Here is a 15222-nt window from a genome sequence, read left to right on the forward strand (position 1 = left end):
TAATTGAGAAGAACACGAATTGTAAGTCAAACCTTTTCCTGTTGCCTTATAAGTATCGTTCCATTTTGCGAGGAAATGATTGAATACAAAACGAGAACAACCGATTGTTTTAGCAATCAGTATTTCTTGTTCTTTGCTTGGATAGATACGAAATTTATATGCTTTATTGACCAACATGACTTTCACCTCCCTGTGTGTTATGATATACATATTATATCATAGTTGATATTCATTTTATATTATTTTGGAGGTGAAAACATGGAAAAACAATCAGTCGTATTACGATTTCCTAAAATTCTTTTAGATAGAGTGGACGCATACAAAAAGAAAAAGGGTTTTGGAACTCGTACACAAACTATTTTTCATCTATTACAAATAGCACTCGAACAGTCGGACAATCGAGATAGCAAGTAAGCTACCTCTTCTCCGAAGGCGATTCATCTCCCACCTACTCACTGGGCTACGCCCTTCACGTTCTTTGAGGTAGGCGTATTCTCGCCTATTTTTGATAAAATGCCGCTTCGTCACCGCTATCTAAAGCACAGTCAATTAAATAGTTGTAGTTGCGTGCCGTCAACATCGCTTCAAAGTCGCTAAGCGGTTCTTTTACCGGTGCTTGCTTGCTTTCGACTTGCACCGCTTCCTCTAATAATGGCAGCAAATACTCCTGCACATTAGACATCAGCATTAATTGGTAGAGCGGTAGGCGCAAAAAGCGATTGCCTTTTTGGAACACGAACACTTCGGCTAAGTTTTCGATTTGGCGCGTCGATAAATTGACGATAATCTCCTTGCCCTCAATCGGCACAAAATAGTACAGCTCCTCATCCTTAACGACTGAAAAGTATTGGTAGGCAAATACGAGCTTAAGCGTTGTATCGCTAATTTTAGTATAAAAGGGCTTCATGTAATTCACTTGAATCATAAGCCACACGTCCTTTCATTACCTTTTATGTTTATATTAGCATTTTTATTGTCGTTTAAGCAAGTTTTTTCTCAAAACGATACAAGTTATCTCTTTTCGACGTATAATGAAAGGATAATGATTTTCTAGGAAAGGATGTTTTCCTTGTCACTATCTCTCGCACAGTTAGCACAAGTTTATCAAGATACGATTACGACGTGCTTAAAAGCGCAAACGGACACATTGCAACCAACAGCACCCGAACACGCGGAGCTGATGACGCGCGCCGCTTTTTTAGTACGTAACCAAGCGGTAACATTTACCGACTACAATACACAATCTCTAACGCTTACAGCGGCGATTAACGATGTTGCGACCTTTCACGTGCAAATCTTTTTAGCTAATCAAACGGTAAGTTGCACGTGCTTACAAGGCGTTTGTCGCCACCGCGTCGCTGCCTTACTCGCCTTATACCAATATAACGATTCCGTGCAACAGTTTTTAGAAACGTGGCGCATGCCACCACCGACGCTACGCACGCCTGAAGCTTGGCGCCGTCTCGCCTACGACATTGTCGTACACAATACCCAAGAAGAGCATCACTTTGAAGGCTATAACTTGCACTACGCCAAACAGCGCATGATGCAAGAAGCGACGCGCCACCGCCCTTTTGAACGCGAGTGGGCACCGCTATTTGAGCTCTTTATGGAAATGCACATCATCTATATGTTATGGGAGCGCCTGCTCGAAACGAAATCGCGCAGCTTTCATAGTGGTCGCCCAGCCTTTACGAAGCTTTTAGACAACTGGGCCACCACATGCTGCGACTTAATGGACGTCGTCGGGCACGGGCCGCGCTTGTTTGCGCTCGATCCGTTTATTGACGCTATTATCACTTGCAGCCGTAAATTTATTACGACGTTTACGACGCATGCTGTAACGCGCCTAACGGTGTATGAGCACGCCATTCGCGTGTTAGCGCCGCACGACTTTTTAGCGGAGCGCGACATCTTCTCCCATCCGTCAACGGACGCACTTATGACGATTTACGCCCAAGAAGGTGAGCTCGCACTAGACGCTATTGACGTGGAGCTAGCGCTGTATTTTTTAGGCATGGAAGCGACGCAACACACGCCTTATGCCAAAGCGCTCATCGCTCACTTATTGCCGCAGCTAAAAGACTTTATCGCGAGCTTACCGTTATTTTCACGCGAGGAGCACGCCCTTGCGATTTACGATATTATGCTTAACGCCTCGATGGATGAGGAGCAAGAAGCCGAGTTGTTTTTAGCGTTCGGTACGGCTGGTTTACGCCCGTACTCGCATTTTTTACTACGCAAAGGGCGCTATGATGACTGGGTCGGCTTGCATATTTTATATCCTTCTTCCCTCGCCTACGCGACGGCTTGCGGCTTGCAAGAGTTGGCTAAACTATCGCCAAAGCACACCTTACCGATCTACCACTACTACGCGATGCAAGAAATTGACGGTAAGTCGCGCGCCCATTATAAAAGTGCCGTACGCATTTTACGTGCGATGCGCACTGCAGCCAAACGCAGCGGACAACAAGCGTATTTTAACGACTATATCGACACGTTGCAGCACGAGTATAAACGCCTGCGTGCCTTGCAAGAAGAGCTCGAGAAAGGAAATTTACGATGACGACTTCACCTTTTATTGCGACTATCCCGCTCTATGTTGAGCCTTTAGCTGATGGCCGCTTCTCCTTAAAGTCTACGATGGCACCGACGCAACTTTCTGCCTTATTATTTTACCGTTACAGCCCGAGCTTTTTTGGCTTAACGACGACGGTGGAGAAGCATACATTACTTGTAGAAGCGCATGAACTGCTCGATGCGCTCAGCCCGAGCTACCGCAATCCGCTCGTGCGTATTGACAGTGACATTAACGCCATCATTCCGTATTGGAGCGATGCTAAGCTCTTTCAGCATGCGACGCTACGTGACGGTGCACTGCATTTTGCTTTGCCACACGGCGAATTATTAGCTACTGCCGCTACTGCCGCATTAGCCGCGCATCATATTACGCTTGAGCAAGTGCCAAAGTTGCTACCTTATTTACAAGACGGGGGCTGGCCACTGCAAGCGTCACGCAGTGCAGACGGCGTACAAATTTCGGTACGGCTAAGTGAGCCTGCACCTGACAGTGAGTTATGGACGCTCGAAACTGTACTGCATACCGCTACTTCATCGCACTGGACGCCTGCAATTAGCAAACGCGCGCTCCCTGTCGCCGCTACGTTGCCGAAAAAGTGGCAACATATCGCGAGCGACTTAACGGCAGAAGTAAAGCAAATTTACCAACTGCTCGGTCAACCTGTAGCCGACCGCTTCTTGTATATGTCGCTAACCGAGCAACAAGTGCAACAATTTTTGCGCGATGACGTAACGACTTTACAAGCGTTTGGCTTTGACGTCATTTTACCCGCTTGGCTAAAATCGCTAACGACGACAAAAATGCGCGTGGCACTTAGCGCTTCGACCAACCGCAAAACGGTCGCTAGCTTAGAAGACATCGTCACCTTTGATTGGCAAGTCGCCCTTGGGGACAATGTGCTAGCCCCCGCTGACTTTTTACAAATTGTCGAAGGAGAGCGCGAGTTTATCCGCATCGGTAACGAGTGGTTTCGGGTCGATGCTACGTGGGTGACGCAAATTAAAGCAATTATCGACCGTGCCGAACAGCAAGAAGTGACGGTGCGCGATTTACTGTTAAATGATGTGAGCGAGGAGCTCGTACCTTTTGAAGACGATGCGATTGATCCACTCGTAACGTTTGAACTAAAGCAGTCATTGCAACAGCTCGTTATGCAGCTGCGCGATAAAGAAAAAATACCGACGTATGCAACGCCTGCACATTTACAAACGGAATTGCGCGCCTACCAACAGCAAGGCTATGAGTGGCTTACATTTATGCGTGAGCAAAAGCTCGGCGCTTGTTTAGCAGACGATATGGGGCTCGGTAAAACAGTGCAATTGATCGCCTATTTACTACACCTTTACGATACATGTGAAGAAAGCGCACCGTCGTTAATTGTGTGCCCGACTTCTGTGCTCGGTAACTGGCAAAAAGAGCTCGAACGCTTTGCGCCGCATTTACACGTGCATACGCATTACACAGGCTCTCGCTTACGCCACGACGACTTTACGACCGAAAATAAGCAAGTTATTTTAACGACGTATGGTACGGTGACGCAAGACATTGGCTTTTTACAAGAAGTTACGTGGGCGAGCGTCGTACTAGACGAAGCACAAAATATTAAAAATATGCAGACGCAACAGTCGCGCGCCATTCGTAAATTACGCGGGGCGCACCATATTGCCTTAACAGGTACACCTGTCGAAAACCGTCTCGCTGAGCTATGGGCGATTTTTGACTTTATTCAGCGCGGCTACTTAGGGACGTATACGAGCTTTACGCGCAACTATAGCATCCCGATTGAGCGCGAGGAAGACGATAAGGCAACGCAAAAACTGCGCCTTAAAATTCAGCCGTTTTTACTGCGACGCACGAAGCAAGATAAGGCGCTGCAACTAAATTTACCTGACAAGCAAGAGATGAAAGAATATTGCCCGCTAACGACGGAGCAAGCGGCGCTGTACGAGGCGTATGTTAAAGAGACCGCCGCAAGTTTAGAAGATGTGAGTGGCTTAGAGAAGAAGGGCAAAATTTTAGTGATGCTCAACAAGCTTAAACAGCTATGCAATCACCCGAGCATTTACTTAAAAGAGCCTTTAACAGACGCGACGCATCTCGTAAACCGCTCCGTTAAAGTAGAGCGCATTATCGATATGGCCGCAAGCATTGCTGCGAGTGGCGAACAATGCTTAATCTTTACGCAATACGTGGCGATGGGTAATTTACTGCAGTATTGTTTAGCTGAGCTGCACGACATTGAAGCGCCGTTCTTAACGGGTAGCACGACAAAAGCAGGGCGCGACCGTCTCGTGCAACAGTTCCAAGACGGAGCGTTTCCGGTATTTTTATTATCACTCAAAGCAGGCGGCACAGGCTTAAACTTAACGGCAGCGACGCACGTCTTGCACGCCGATCGTTGGTGGAACCCCGCTGTTGAAAACCAAGCGACTGACCGCGCCTACCGTATTGGGCAAAAAAACTTTGTGCAAGTGCATAAGTTTATTACAATCGGTACGCTTGAAGAAAAAATTGACGTGTTGCTAACGGAAAAATCCGCGCTGTCACAAGAGCTCATTCAGTCGAGCAAGTGGCTAACCGAGCTGAGCGACGACGAGTTGCAACAACTCATGACGCTCGAATAAAAAAATTGCGATGCGTTACCCGCGCATCGCAACAATTGGCATGATTGTTTAGCTTCTACTTATTATTTTCTTTTGTTTACGGCAAAATAAAATCGACTGGCGGCATCGGCACGATATTTTGCTGAGCCACTGCCTCCGTTGGTTTTAGCTGGTAAAATCGCACATCTTCCGCTACAATTTCAGTTAAAAAGACGCGTGTGCCATCTTCTTTATCATAATTGCGCGACTGGATGCGCCCGCTAACACCGATGAGTGAACCTTTACCACAATGATTGACAATCGTTTCGGCAAGCCTACCCCACGCGATGCATAACACAAAGTCGGTATCAACTTCACCGTTTTGATTTTTGTACGTACGGTTAATGGCTAACGAAAAACTCGTCTGCACTTTACCACCCGCTAGTTCGCGCAAAACAGGGTGTTTCGTTATGCGCCCAACAAGCCCGACATGATTCATAGTGTCACCTCCTTTACTTACGCCTATCATAAAGGCTAAGCACGGAGGCGACAAACGCCGTAAAATTTTATTTTGCCCTTCGTTTTAGGCGTAAAATCGCCATACCGGGCACTATACGTGAGTAAACGATAAATTTCGTAAAAAGGAGATTTTTTATGAAAACATTTAAGCTGTTGCAACTTGAAGTACAAGGTCATGACGTACCGCTTATCGACGGGGTCATTATTAACCAGGAAAACAGCCGTCAGTCTTGGCTGCTTGAAGCATTTGTGAAAGAGGCGGATGCGCTTTTTACCATGCTTTGTGAACAGCAAACTGTCGTGCCCGCACGCGCCGTTATTTCTTTCCCTGATAATGAGCCAGCGCCGTTTGAAGTTGTCGTGCGTGCCGTGAAGCCGATTGAGAGCGGCGTATCGATTTTATTTTCAGGCAAGCTCGTAGCGCGCCGTAGCCAATACGCCGAAAAGCTCCTCAGCTCACTACTCGCGCAAGATTTAGAAGAAGAAGAGTTACTGACGCAGTTTAAAGCAGGTATGCGCAATCGCCCACGCCTATGAAAAAATCCCAAATCGCTTTATATAAGCGGTTTGGGATTTTTTTTAGTTTGCGAGTGCTTTTAATTTATTTTCGACGAAAGTTGCTTCAGCTTTACAGCCGTAGTCCATCGACTTTCCTGTCGCTTTTTCGAGTTGCTCAATCGTTTTGATTTGTTCATCTGTCGGTGCTTGTTGTAGTACCTTAGCGATTACTTCGTTAATTTTGTTCGCTAACTCTTCTTGAAACGCCACGCTGCTCAACATCTCTTGTGGCACTTTATCATACCACGCTGCATTCGTTAAGACGTATTGTTGCCAGTGTGCGACAAAATCGGTAAGGTCATACTTATCTTCACGCCACTCGATTTTTGCCATATATGTTTCAAAGGCAAAAGAAATAGAACGTGTAATACTAATTTTAATGCCCGAAGATAATTGCTTATACATTTATTAATCCTCCTACATATCAAAAGCATTTGCTTAATTTACGCGATAACTACCTAAGTTTATAGCTTTTTACTAGGAATTGCAAATCACGTTGTAGGTTGTTCTGGCCCAATCGCAAATAAAATATCGGTTTCACAAACGATTTCACCATCAACAGTTGCTACACCATGCCCTTTACCCATAGAGCCGCGCAGACGTGTAAACTCCACTTCTAAACGAAGCTGATCGCCTGGTACGACTTGACGTTTAATGCGGCAGTTATCGACGCCTGTTAAAAAGGCTAAACGATTTTTAAATTGTTCAGAGCTAAGTAATGCAACGCCACCTACTTGTGCAAGCGCCTCAATAATTAATACGCCTGGCATTACAGGATACCCTGGGAAGTGCCCCTGGAAAAACTCCTCATTAATCGTTACGTTTTTAATGCCTACCGCGCGCTTTTCTTCTACTTCTAACATGCGGTCCACTAATAAAAACGGGTAACGATGCGGTAAAACTTTTTGGATTTCTTCAACGTTCATTGTACTGCCTCCTACTTGTCAATTTTGCCATTCATAATGTCGAATATATGACGCCACACGTCAGCTTTAAATACATCTAGCGCTTTGCCGTCACCTAATCCAGCATAGCCTATCATTACGCCGATAATCGCTACCACTATAATGAGGCCTAGCACAATGAGTAGTCGTAGCCAAATTGGGATTTGTCGTAATTTTGGTCGTTTGGTCGGCTCGGTCGTTACTGCTGTGATATCATCTTTTGTCATACTGCTCTCCTTTAACGAATGCCGTTAATTAACCCTAACATTTGATCAGCTAGTGTTACAGAACGGGCATTCATCTGATACATGCGCTGCGTTTGAATCAGCTCTGTCGTTTCACGCCCAACATCGACGTTAGACATTTCTAGTACACCTTGCTGCACGTTAACTTCTTGTCGTCCTGCGCCGCGCAGTGGTGTTAATAGTTCGGCTTCTGTTACGCCAAGCTCATTTAAATTGTCAGGTAGCGTAAAGTACGTCGCTGACAAATGCTCCATAAATTGTGGTCGTTCGAAGCGAGTTACCGCTAGCTCAATCGGTTGCCCTAACCCCGTGCCGTCGTTATACGTAATCGTCAAGCCGCCTTCTGCTGTTAAACCAAAGTTTTTAACAGCGTTCGCATTCGGGAAAGTAATCGCATTGCCGTTGCTATCGGCTACAGGGTAGCCATCGCCGTTCACTAACATGCCATTGCCATTTTGCATAGGCGACACATAAAAGTTACCTTGACGCGTATACGCTTCACGCGTGCCATCACCCTCTGGTAATAACACAGTAAAAAATTGCTTTGCTGTATTAAATGCAAAGTCAAGGTCGCGCCCTGTTGATTGGAGTGCACCTTGCTTTTGATTATATTGAATTTGACCAAGCTTCGCCCCTACACCGTAGCGGATGCCTACAGGTGATTGGCGCTGTGTGCGGTCGAGTTTTTCGTTATTAAACTGCTGATACAATAGTTCATGAAACTGGGAATCACGCGCTTTATAACCGTGCGTATTCGTGTTAGCTAAGTTATGGCCAATCGTATCTAGCTGATTTTGTAATTCGCCCATCGTATTGGTCGCAGTTAACATAGTACGTAACATTTTATTCCTCCTTACACTTTTCCAATTTCATTTACGGCTTTTTCCATGCTACGGTCATACGCTTGTAGCACTTTTTGGTTTGCTTCAAAGGCGCGGTAAGCCGTCATTAACTCCGTCATGGCGCGCCCTGAATCAACGTTAGAGCCTTCGATATACTTTTGTTGCAAGCCAAACGTTACACCTTGTGCACCGTAGGCCGTCGGTAAGTTGGCATTACCTTCTAAGCGCAGTAAGCCGTCGTCGCGCTTCACTAATAGCTCGGGGTTATCCGAGTAAGCAACGCCCACGCGCCCTACTTGTTGGTTATTAGCCGTATAAATCATACCTTCACCGTCTAGTGTAAAATCATCACTGCCTACTTGCATACGGGCATTGGTATCACTTAACACGTACAAACCTTGTGCATTAACTAAATAGCCGTTTGCATCTACCGTAAAGTTACCGTTACGCGTATACGCTTCGCCACCATCAGGGTGTTGTAAACGAAATAGCACCGTACCCTCAACGCCATCTGCATTAACTGGCATACCTCGGTTAATAAGCGCCATATCAGTCGCAAGCTCTGTTTCGAGCAGTTGCCCTTGCGAATAGTTTGCTAATGTTTCTTGCATATAAACGCCGTTCGTTAATGTGCCAACGCGGTTCGCATACATATGGTTTAAGCCCTTTTCCGTAGGTATCGTTGTCGCATTAATGCGCGACAACAACATATCGGGAAATGAGCGAATCGTTGCTTGATCTTCTTTAAAGCCTGGTGTACGAACGTTAGAAATATTATTTGTTAGTAACTCCGTACGACGTTGCTGCGCAATCATCCCTGACGCTACAGTATAAAATCCTTTAAACATTACGAGCACCTCACTTCATTTTATAAATCAGATAGACGGTCGATATTTTCTAACATTACCGCTGTGCCGTTTGCTACGCTATCAAGCGGGTTTTCTGCTACAAAGACAGGTACTTTTAGCTCTTCCATTAATAATTGTTCAATGCCATGTAGCAATGCACCGCCACCTGTTACAATAACGCCGCGGTCAATAATATCTGCTGACAGTTCAGGCGGTGTTTTTTCGAGTACATTTTTAGCTGCTTGTACGACAACGCCAATCGTTTCGCGTAGCGCTTGTTCAATTTCTTGCGATGTAATTGTGACAGGGCGCGGTAAACCTGTTACTAAATCGCGTCCACGCACTTCGAGGGACTCATTACGTCCATCTGCATAAACCGTACCTACTTGAATTTTAATATCTTCAGCAGTACGCTCACCAATAAGTAATTTATATTGTTTTTTTATGTATGCTAAAATATCTTGGTCAAATGCGTTACCAGCTGCTTTTACTGACTCGCTCGTGACAATATCGCCCATCGATAATACGGCTACATCTGTCGTACCTCCACCAATATCAATTACCATATTGCCGCTCGGTTGGAAAATATCCATGCCTGCACCAATCGCTGCTACTTTGGCTTCTTCTTCTAAAAAGACTTTTTTACCACCAGCGCGCTGTGCCGCATCGCGAATCGCTTTTTGCTCCACACTGGTAATTTTTGTCGGGCAACAAATTAAGACGTTAGGGCTCGACATAAAACCTTTTAAATTTAACTTATTAATAAAATGCGTTAACATCGCTTCTGTTACGTCAAAGTCAGCAATAACACCGTCACGTAATGGACGAATGGCTACAATATTGCCCGGCGTACGCCCTAGCATTAAGCGCGCTTCCTCACCTACTGCTAACACTTTGCGTGTTTTACTATCTAGCGCTACTACGGACGGTTCGTTTAATACAATCCCCTTACCTTTTTGATGTATTAACACGTTAGCCGTACCTAAATCAATCCCAATATCTTTCGAAAACATGCTACTGCTCCTTCCCCCACAAACCTCGTTCAATTATCGTCTTTGTCAAATATTTTACCATAATGCTATGACGTTGACACGTCTCTATTTCCTAGGAAATAAAAAGAGTTGCAAAGCAATTTTGCTTGCTGTGCAACCCCCTCATTTTACATCATTACTTTTACTTCGGCATCATCTGTTGAGACACGCTCAATATTGGCACCGAGTGATGCTAATTTTTTATGGAAATCAACATAGCCACGATCTAAGTGATGTAGCTTTGTCACGCGTGTTACCCCTGTTGAGATTAAACCACATAAAATGAGTGCTGCGGCTGCGCGTAAGTCTGTTGCGCTTACCTCTGCACCTTGCATATCGTTTTCGCCATCAATAAATACCGAGCGTCCTTCGATCTTAACGTTGGCATTCATACGGCGAAATTCTTCGACGTGCATGAAGCGATTTTCAAATACCGTTTCGGTAATAATGCTCGTACCTTGTGCCGTTAACATCAGTGCCATCATTTGCGACTGCATATCTGTCGGGAAACCAGGGTGTGGCATCGTTTTAATATCTACCGCTTTTAGTGGGCGTGTTGAACGTACGCGTACGCCATCGCCTTCTTCTGTTACTTCGATACCCATCTCACGCATTTTCGCGATTAGTGCAGTCATATGCTCAGGCACGGCGTTTTCAATTAAAACGTCGCCTTCTGTAATAGCCGCAGCTACCATAAACGTGCCTGCTTCAATGCGGTCTGGAATAATCGTATGTGCGGTACCATAAAGTTTTTTTACACCTGTAATGCGAATGGTATTCGTACCTGCACCTTGTACACGGCCACCCATCGCATTAATGAAGTTAGCTAAATCTACAATTTCCGGTTCTTTGGCAGCGTTCTCAATAATCGTTACGCCCTCTGCTAATGCTGCAGCGGTCATAATGTTTTCCGTTGCGCCAACACTTGGGAAATCAAGGTATACTTCTGCACCGCGTAGCTTGTCTTCTACACGTGCTTCGACATAACCATGACCGAATGAGATAGTAGCACCCATAGCTTCAAATCCTTTTAAGTGTAACTCAATCGGACGCGAACCAATAGCACAGCCGCCTGGCATTGCGACACGCGCAAAGTTATTGCGTGCAAGTAATGAGCCCATTACTAAAATTGAAGCGCGCATTTTACTAACAAAATCGAACTGTGCTTCACTTGATAATGGCTTCGTTGCATCAATAAATATTTCGCTCTTCTGTGCGTCATACGTTACATCTGCATTTAAACTTCTTAATACTTCACTAATCGTTACTACATCTGCTAAGTTTGGTACTTCTGTAATGTGGTGTTGACCTTCAGATGCAAGGAGTGAAGCTGCTAAAATTGGCAATACTGCGTTTTTTGCACCTTCTACTCTTACACTACCTGTCAATCTGTGCCCACCTGTTACGATAATTTTTTCCACGCTAGTCCCTCCGATAGTCTTTACAGTCGGTAATTTTTTCATCTATTCATACGTTCATCTATGTCTCTATCCAAAAAGCAAACACTTTAATTTTACAACGTATAGCCAGTAGTTACAAGCTTTGTTATAACATTGTTGCAATTTGGTTACATTATCTCATACGTATTGCAACGCTACCGCTAAAATAAGTACGGAAGTTGTTGCGACCAGCGCGACACGAGTAGGAAAAACTGAGCTACGAGCGAACCTAGCGCCACACTCATAAAAATGTATAATAACTGCACTTGAAAGACGCGATTTTTTTTAACGATTTGATCGAGGCGTAGCGCTTGCAGTGCATAAAAAGCTACCGCAATAAAAAAGACGTGGGCAATCAAACTAATTAGCGCTTCCTGACCTAAGGCACGGTACATTTCCATAATCCTCTCTCCTTTAAAAAAAGAGCGCCCCAAACTTGGGACGCTCTTTGTACATATTAGATATTACCCTCATGAACGCGGATACGATTCACCGCACGTTGTAAAGCTAATTCAGCGCGAGTGGCATCTAAGTCAGCTTGTTTCTTAGCAAGGCGTTGTTCCGCTCTTGCTAATGCTTCTTTCGCACGCGCCAAGTCGATGCTATCTGCTACTTCTGCAGCAGGAGCTAAAATCGAAATCTTGTCTGGTCGCACTTCAACGAAGCCACCTGTAACTGCTACTACCTCTTCTTTGTTATCCGCTAATTTTAGCTTAACTGCACCAACTGCAAGTGGCGCAACCATAGGAATATGGCCAGCTAAAATACCCATCTCACCAGAAGTGGTTTTGACAATTACCATAGATACGTCTGAATCGTATACAGGGCCGTCGGGAGTGACAATATTGACTGTTACTGTCTTCATATGTTTTCCTCCTCCGTACCTAGTATTATACCTCTACGCCCATGCTTTTCGCTTTTTCGACTACTTCGTCAATAGAACCTACTAAACGGAAAGCATCTTCTGGTAAATGGTCATACTTACCTTCAAGAATTTCCTTGAATGAGCGAACTGTTTCTTTAACTGGCACGTAAGAACCTTTTTGACCAGTGAATTGTTCAGCTACGTGGAAGTTTTGTGATAGGAAGAATTGGATACGACGTGCACGGTCAACCGTTTGTTTGTCGTCATCGCTTAACTCGTCCATACCTAAGATAGCAATGATATCTTGTAATTCACGGTAGCGTTGTAATGTTTGTTGAACGTCACGTGCTACAGCGTAGTGCTCTTCGCCTACGATTTCTGGAGAAAGTGCGCGTGAAGTTGATGCTAATGGGTCAACCGCAGGGTAGATACCCATCTCAGATAATTTACGCTCTAAGTTAGTTGTTGCGTCTAAGTGAGCGAAAGTTGTTGCTGGCGCTGGGTCAGTGTAGTCATCGGCTGGTACGTAGATCGCTTGGATCGAAGTAACCGAACCTTTGTCAGTTGACGTGATACGCTCTTGTAATTTACCCATGTCAGTAGCAAGTGTTGGTTGGTAACCTACCGCTGAAGGCATACGACCTAATAGGGCAGAAACCTCAGAACCTGCTTGCGTGAAACGGAAAATGTTGTCGATGAATAAAAGTACGTCTGCACCTTGCTCATCACGGAAGTACTCAGCCATTGTTAAACCTGTTAATGCTACACGCATACGTGCACCAGGTGGCTCGTTCATTTGACCGAATACCATGGCTGTTTTCTTAATAACACCTGAGTCGCTCATTTCGTAGAATAAGTCATTACCCTCACGTGTACGCTCACCAACACCTGCGAATACCGAAATACCACCGTGCTCTTGAGCGATGTTGTTAATTAATTCTTGGATTAATACTGTTTTACCAACACCGGCACCACCGAATAGACCGATTTTACCACCTTTAATGTATGGTGCTAATAAGTCTACTACTTTGATACCTGTTTCTAGGATTTCAACAGTAGTTGATAAGTGTTCAAAGCTTGGCGCTTCGCGGTGAATTGAATCACGACGTACGCTTGCTGGAATTTCTTCACCTAAGTCAATAATATCACCTAGTACGTTAAATACGCGACCAAGTGTTGCTTCACCTACTGGTACAGAAATCGCTTTTCCTAAGTCTGTAACTTCTGCTCCACGTTGTAAGCCATCTGTAGATGACATCGCAATCGTACGAACAGCATCATCACCTAAATGAAGTGCTACTTCTAATGATAGAAGTTGTGCTTCTTCATTTGGACGTTTAATCTCAACAGTTAATGCGTTAAAGATCTCTGGTAATTTGCCGTTTTCGAACTTAACGTCAACTACCGCACCCATTACTTGTAGAACGTGTCCTTTATTCATTTACTGTGTACCCTCCTTATCGATTGGTATATAGCCTTTTGCTATTACCTTCTACGACGCTAGTACGCCGAGCCTATTCTAAGGCTGCAGCGCCACCAACGATTTCTGTAATTTCTTGTGTAATCGCGGCTTGACGCGCGCGGTTATATGAAAGTGATAAGCCATCGATTAACTCGCTAGCGTTATCCGTTGCACTCTTCATAGCTGTCATACGAGCAGCATGTTCACTCGCTTTACCGTCTAATAAAGCACCGTAAATTAGGCTCTCTGCATATTGTGGAAGTAATACTTCTAAAATAGCTTCGCCTGATGGCTCAAACTCATAAGAAGCAGTTGTGCCTGCTGGTGCGATATCTGTTAATGGTAAAAGCTTTTTCTTCGTAACTTCCTGTGCGATTGCACTTACGAAGTGGTTATAGTACATATAAAGCTCGTCATACGTACCATCCGTGAACATACCAACAGCCTTACGAGCGATTTCTTTAATGTCAGCAAATGTAGGTTGATCCGATAAACCAACAATTTCACCGATAACGTTGTGATCACGTTTAACGAAGTAATCGCGCACAACACGGCCCACTGCTAGAATAACGTACTCATCCTTAGATTTATGACGTTCGTTTAACGTTGCTTGCACTTTACGTAAAACACTTGAGTTATACGCGCCTGCTAAACCACGGTCAGAACCGATAACAAGATAAGCTGTCTTTTTAACTGGACGAACCGTTAACATTGGGTGACCGCTGTCTTTCGTACCTGATGCGATTGCACCAACTACGTCTTGTACCTTCTCCATATAAGGAACGAATCTTTTTGCGTTTTGCTCTGCACGGTTAAGCTTAGAAGCCGAAACCATCTGCATCGCTTTCGTAATCTGACTCGTTTTCTTCGTCGATACGATACGCATTTCTATATCACGTAAGTTTGCCACTGGTATTTCACCACCTTATTGTTTTTTGTTCATCATCTACATAAACGTTCGTTTACACACATCAACTAACTACCTCTGCAGCGGTAATTAGTAGATGGTGTTGAACGTATTTATTGAATAATAGTAAGCATTGCTTCCTTCATACCGAACATTTTACGCTAGATGCAAAGCCTTTCGTCATCCAGTCATTTCCACCAGACGTTCAGCCGTTTCGGTTCTTTCCTAGTGTGCAAGCACACTGCGTCAAGACCCTCCAACTTCTTCACGTATTAACGGTATGAAGAGCTTTTAGTCTTATCCAGCTACTTGTTCACCAAACCTGCTTACGTTTCAGTTCCTTCCTGCGTGTGCGAGCACACTTGTCAGGACCTTCCAACGATGCGCAGGTTTAAACGG

General features: G+C 44.7%; 18 protein-coding genes. 4 read left to right on the forward strand and 14 right to left on the reverse strand.

Annotated features, from left to right (window positions below; all coding sequences use genetic code 11):
* Positions 1 to 177 (reverse strand): helix-turn-helix domain-containing protein (locus tag DDE80_RS01980; RefSeq protein ID WP_153060862.1); only part of this gene is annotated, 177 nt, incomplete at its 3' end.
* Positions 178 to 258: 81 nt separating this feature from the next.
* Here DDE80_RS01980 and DDE80_RS15250 point away from each other — a divergent pair.
* Positions 259 to 414, forward strand: a complete 156-nt coding sequence (locus DDE80_RS15250) for a hypothetical protein (protein WP_201261480.1) — start codon at positions 259 to 261, stop codon at positions 412 to 414.
* A gap of 85 nt (positions 415 to 499) precedes the next feature.
* On the opposite strand, the gene DDE80_RS01985 is transcribed toward DDE80_RS15250, so the two are convergent.
* Entirely contained in the window at positions 500 to 925 is a 426-nt protein-coding gene (locus DDE80_RS01985) for a transcriptional regulator (RefSeq protein ID WP_108306014.1), read from the reverse strand.
* A gap of 144 nt (positions 926 to 1069) precedes the next feature.
* On the opposite strand from DDE80_RS01985, the gene DDE80_RS01990 reads away from it, so the two are divergent.
* Both DDE80_RS01990 and DDE80_RS01995 read left to right on the forward strand, forming a co-directional pair.
* Positions 1070 to 2566, forward strand: coding sequence for a hypothetical protein (locus DDE80_RS01990; RefSeq protein WP_108306015.1), 1497 nt, complete (start codon positions 1070 to 1072; stop codon positions 2564 to 2566).
* Positions 2563 to 5205 carry a DEAD/DEAH box helicase gene (locus DDE80_RS01995; RefSeq protein ID WP_108306016.1) on the forward strand — a complete coding sequence of 881 codons (2643 nt, stop codon included), beginning with the start codon at positions 2563 to 2565 and terminating at the stop codon, positions 5203 to 5205. Before DDE80_RS01990 ends, DDE80_RS01995 begins: the two co-directional genes overlap by 4 nt.
* Positions 5206 to 5281: 76 nt before the next feature.
* Here DDE80_RS01995 and DDE80_RS02000 read toward each other — a convergent pair whose 3' ends face one another.
* Positions 5282 to 5662: a single-stranded DNA-binding protein gene (locus DDE80_RS02000; RefSeq protein WP_108306017.1), complete on the reverse strand. Its 381-nt coding sequence runs from the start codon at positions 5660 to 5662 to the stop codon at positions 5282 to 5284.
* Positions 5663 to 5817: 155 nt separating this feature from the next.
* Here DDE80_RS02000 and DDE80_RS02005 point away from each other — a divergent pair, with 155 nt between their 5' ends.
* Positions 5818 to 6219: a YwpF family protein gene (locus DDE80_RS02005; protein ID WP_108306018.1), complete on the forward strand. Its 402-nt coding sequence runs from the start codon at positions 5818 to 5820 to the stop codon at positions 6217 to 6219.
* 42 nt (positions 6220 to 6261) lie between these two features.
* Here the strand turns inward: DDE80_RS02005 and DDE80_RS02010 are convergent, their stop codons facing one another.
* The 11 genes from DDE80_RS02010 to atpG all read right to left on the reverse strand — a co-directional run bounded on the left by DDE80_RS02010 (position 6262) and on the right by atpG (position 14826).
* Complete coding sequence (locus DDE80_RS02010) at positions 6262 to 6645, reverse strand: hypothetical protein (protein ID WP_108306019.1); 384 nt, start codon at positions 6643 to 6645, stop codon at positions 6262 to 6264.
* 86 nt (positions 6646 to 6731) lie between these two features.
* Positions 6732 to 7166 carry a 3-hydroxyacyl-ACP dehydratase FabZ gene (gene fabZ, locus DDE80_RS02015; protein ID WP_108306020.1) on the reverse strand — a complete coding sequence of 145 codons (435 nt, stop codon included), beginning with the start codon at positions 7164 to 7166 and terminating at the stop codon, positions 6732 to 6734.
* 11 nt (positions 7167 to 7177) lie between these two features.
* Positions 7178 to 7411: a DNA-directed RNA polymerase subunit beta gene (locus DDE80_RS02020; RefSeq protein ID WP_108306021.1), complete on the reverse strand. Its 234-nt coding sequence runs from the start codon at positions 7409 to 7411 to the stop codon at positions 7178 to 7180.
* A gap of 11 nt (positions 7412 to 7422) precedes the next feature.
* Positions 7423 to 8271, reverse strand: coding sequence for a flagellar hook-basal body protein (locus tag DDE80_RS02025; RefSeq protein WP_108306022.1), 849 nt, complete (start codon positions 8269 to 8271; stop codon positions 7423 to 7425).
* Positions 8272 to 8282: 11 nt separating this feature from the next.
* The gene (locus DDE80_RS02030; protein ID WP_108306023.1) at positions 8283 to 9119 is read right to left on the reverse strand and encodes a flagellar hook-basal body protein; all 837 of its coding nucleotides are present in this window, start codon (positions 9117 to 9119) and stop codon (positions 8283 to 8285) included.
* Positions 9120 to 9139: 20 nt separating this feature from the next.
* A complete protein-coding gene (gene mreB, locus DDE80_RS02035; RefSeq protein ID WP_108306024.1) occupies positions 9140 to 10132 on the reverse strand; it encodes a rod shape-determining protein in 993 nt (330 codons plus the stop codon).
* Positions 10133 to 10278: 146 nt separating this feature from the next.
* Positions 10279 to 11571, reverse strand: coding sequence for a UDP-N-acetylglucosamine 1-carboxyvinyltransferase (murA, locus tag DDE80_RS02040; RefSeq protein ID WP_108306025.1), 1293 nt, complete (start codon positions 11569 to 11571; stop codon positions 10279 to 10281).
* Between the two features lie 179 nt (positions 11572 to 11750).
* Positions 11751 to 11990: a DUF1146 family protein gene (locus DDE80_RS02045; RefSeq protein WP_108306026.1), complete on the reverse strand. Its 240-nt coding sequence runs from the start codon at positions 11988 to 11990 to the stop codon at positions 11751 to 11753.
* A 56-nt stretch (positions 11991 to 12046) separates the two neighbouring features.
* Complete coding sequence (locus tag DDE80_RS02050) at positions 12047 to 12454, reverse strand: F0F1 ATP synthase subunit epsilon (protein WP_108306027.1); 408 nt, start codon at positions 12452 to 12454, stop codon at positions 12047 to 12049.
* Positions 12455 to 12479: 25 nt separating this feature from the next.
* Entirely contained in the window at positions 12480 to 13895 is a 1416-nt protein-coding gene (atpD, locus tag DDE80_RS02055) for a F0F1 ATP synthase subunit beta (RefSeq protein WP_108306028.1), read from the reverse strand.
* A 73-nt stretch (positions 13896 to 13968) separates the two neighbouring features.
* A complete protein-coding gene (gene atpG, locus DDE80_RS02060; protein ID WP_108306029.1) occupies positions 13969 to 14826 on the reverse strand; it encodes an ATP synthase F1 subunit gamma in 858 nt (285 codons plus the stop codon).
* Positions 14827 to 15222 lie beyond the last annotated feature (396 nt).

Source organism: Metalysinibacillus jejuensis (assembly GCF_003057615.1).
GTDB classification, from domain to species: domain Bacteria; phylum Bacillota; class Bacilli; order Bacillales_A; family Planococcaceae; genus Metalysinibacillus; species Metalysinibacillus jejuensis.

Coding starts and splice junctions, on each gene's coding strand:
- DDE80_RS02000 (WP_108306017.1), bottom strand. CDS start 5,662: ATGAATCATGTCGGGCTTGTTGGGCGCATAACGAAACACCCTGTTTTG.
- DDE80_RS02005 (WP_108306018.1), top strand. CDS start 5,818: ATGAAAACATTTAAGCTGTTGCAACTTGAAGTACAAGGTCATGACGTA.
- mreB (WP_108306024.1), bottom strand. CDS start 10,132: ATGTTTTCGAAAGATATTGGGATTGATTTAGGTACGGCTAACGTGTTA.
- DDE80_RS02010 (WP_108306019.1), bottom strand. CDS start 6,645: ATGTATAAGCAATTATCTTCGGGCATTAAAATTAGTATTACACGTTCT.
- DDE80_RS02030 (WP_108306023.1), bottom strand. CDS start 9,119: ATGTTTAAAGGATTTTATACTGTAGCGTCAGGGATGATTGCGCAGCAA.
- DDE80_RS01995 (WP_108306016.1), top strand. CDS start 2,563: ATGACGACTTCACCTTTTATTGCGACTATCCCGCTCTATGTTGAGCCT.
- DDE80_RS02020 (WP_108306021.1), bottom strand. CDS start 7,411: ATGACAAAAGATGATATCACAGCAGTAACGACCGAGCCGACCAAACGA.
- DDE80_RS15250 (WP_201261480.1), top strand. CDS start 259: ATGGAAAAACAATCAGTCGTATTACGATTTCCTAAAATTCTTTTAGAT.
- DDE80_RS02050 (WP_108306027.1), bottom strand. CDS start 12,454: ATGAAGACAGTAACAGTCAATATTGTCACTCCCGACGGCCCTGTATAC.
- fabZ (WP_108306020.1), bottom strand. CDS start 7,166: ATGAACGTTGAAGAAATCCAAAAAGTTTTACCGCATCGTTACCCGTTT.
- DDE80_RS02045 (WP_108306026.1), bottom strand. CDS start 11,990: ATGGAAATGTACCGTGCCTTAGGTCAGGAAGCGCTAATTAGTTTGATT.
- DDE80_RS01985 (WP_108306014.1), bottom strand. CDS start 925: ATGATTCAAGTGAATTACATGAAGCCCTTTTATACTAAAATTAGCGAT.
- atpD (WP_108306028.1), bottom strand. CDS start 13,895: ATGAATAAAGGACACGTTCTACAAGTAATGGGTGCGGTAGTTGACGTT.
- DDE80_RS02025 (WP_108306022.1), bottom strand. CDS start 8,271: ATGTTACGTACTATGTTAACTGCGACCAATACGATGGGCGAATTACAA.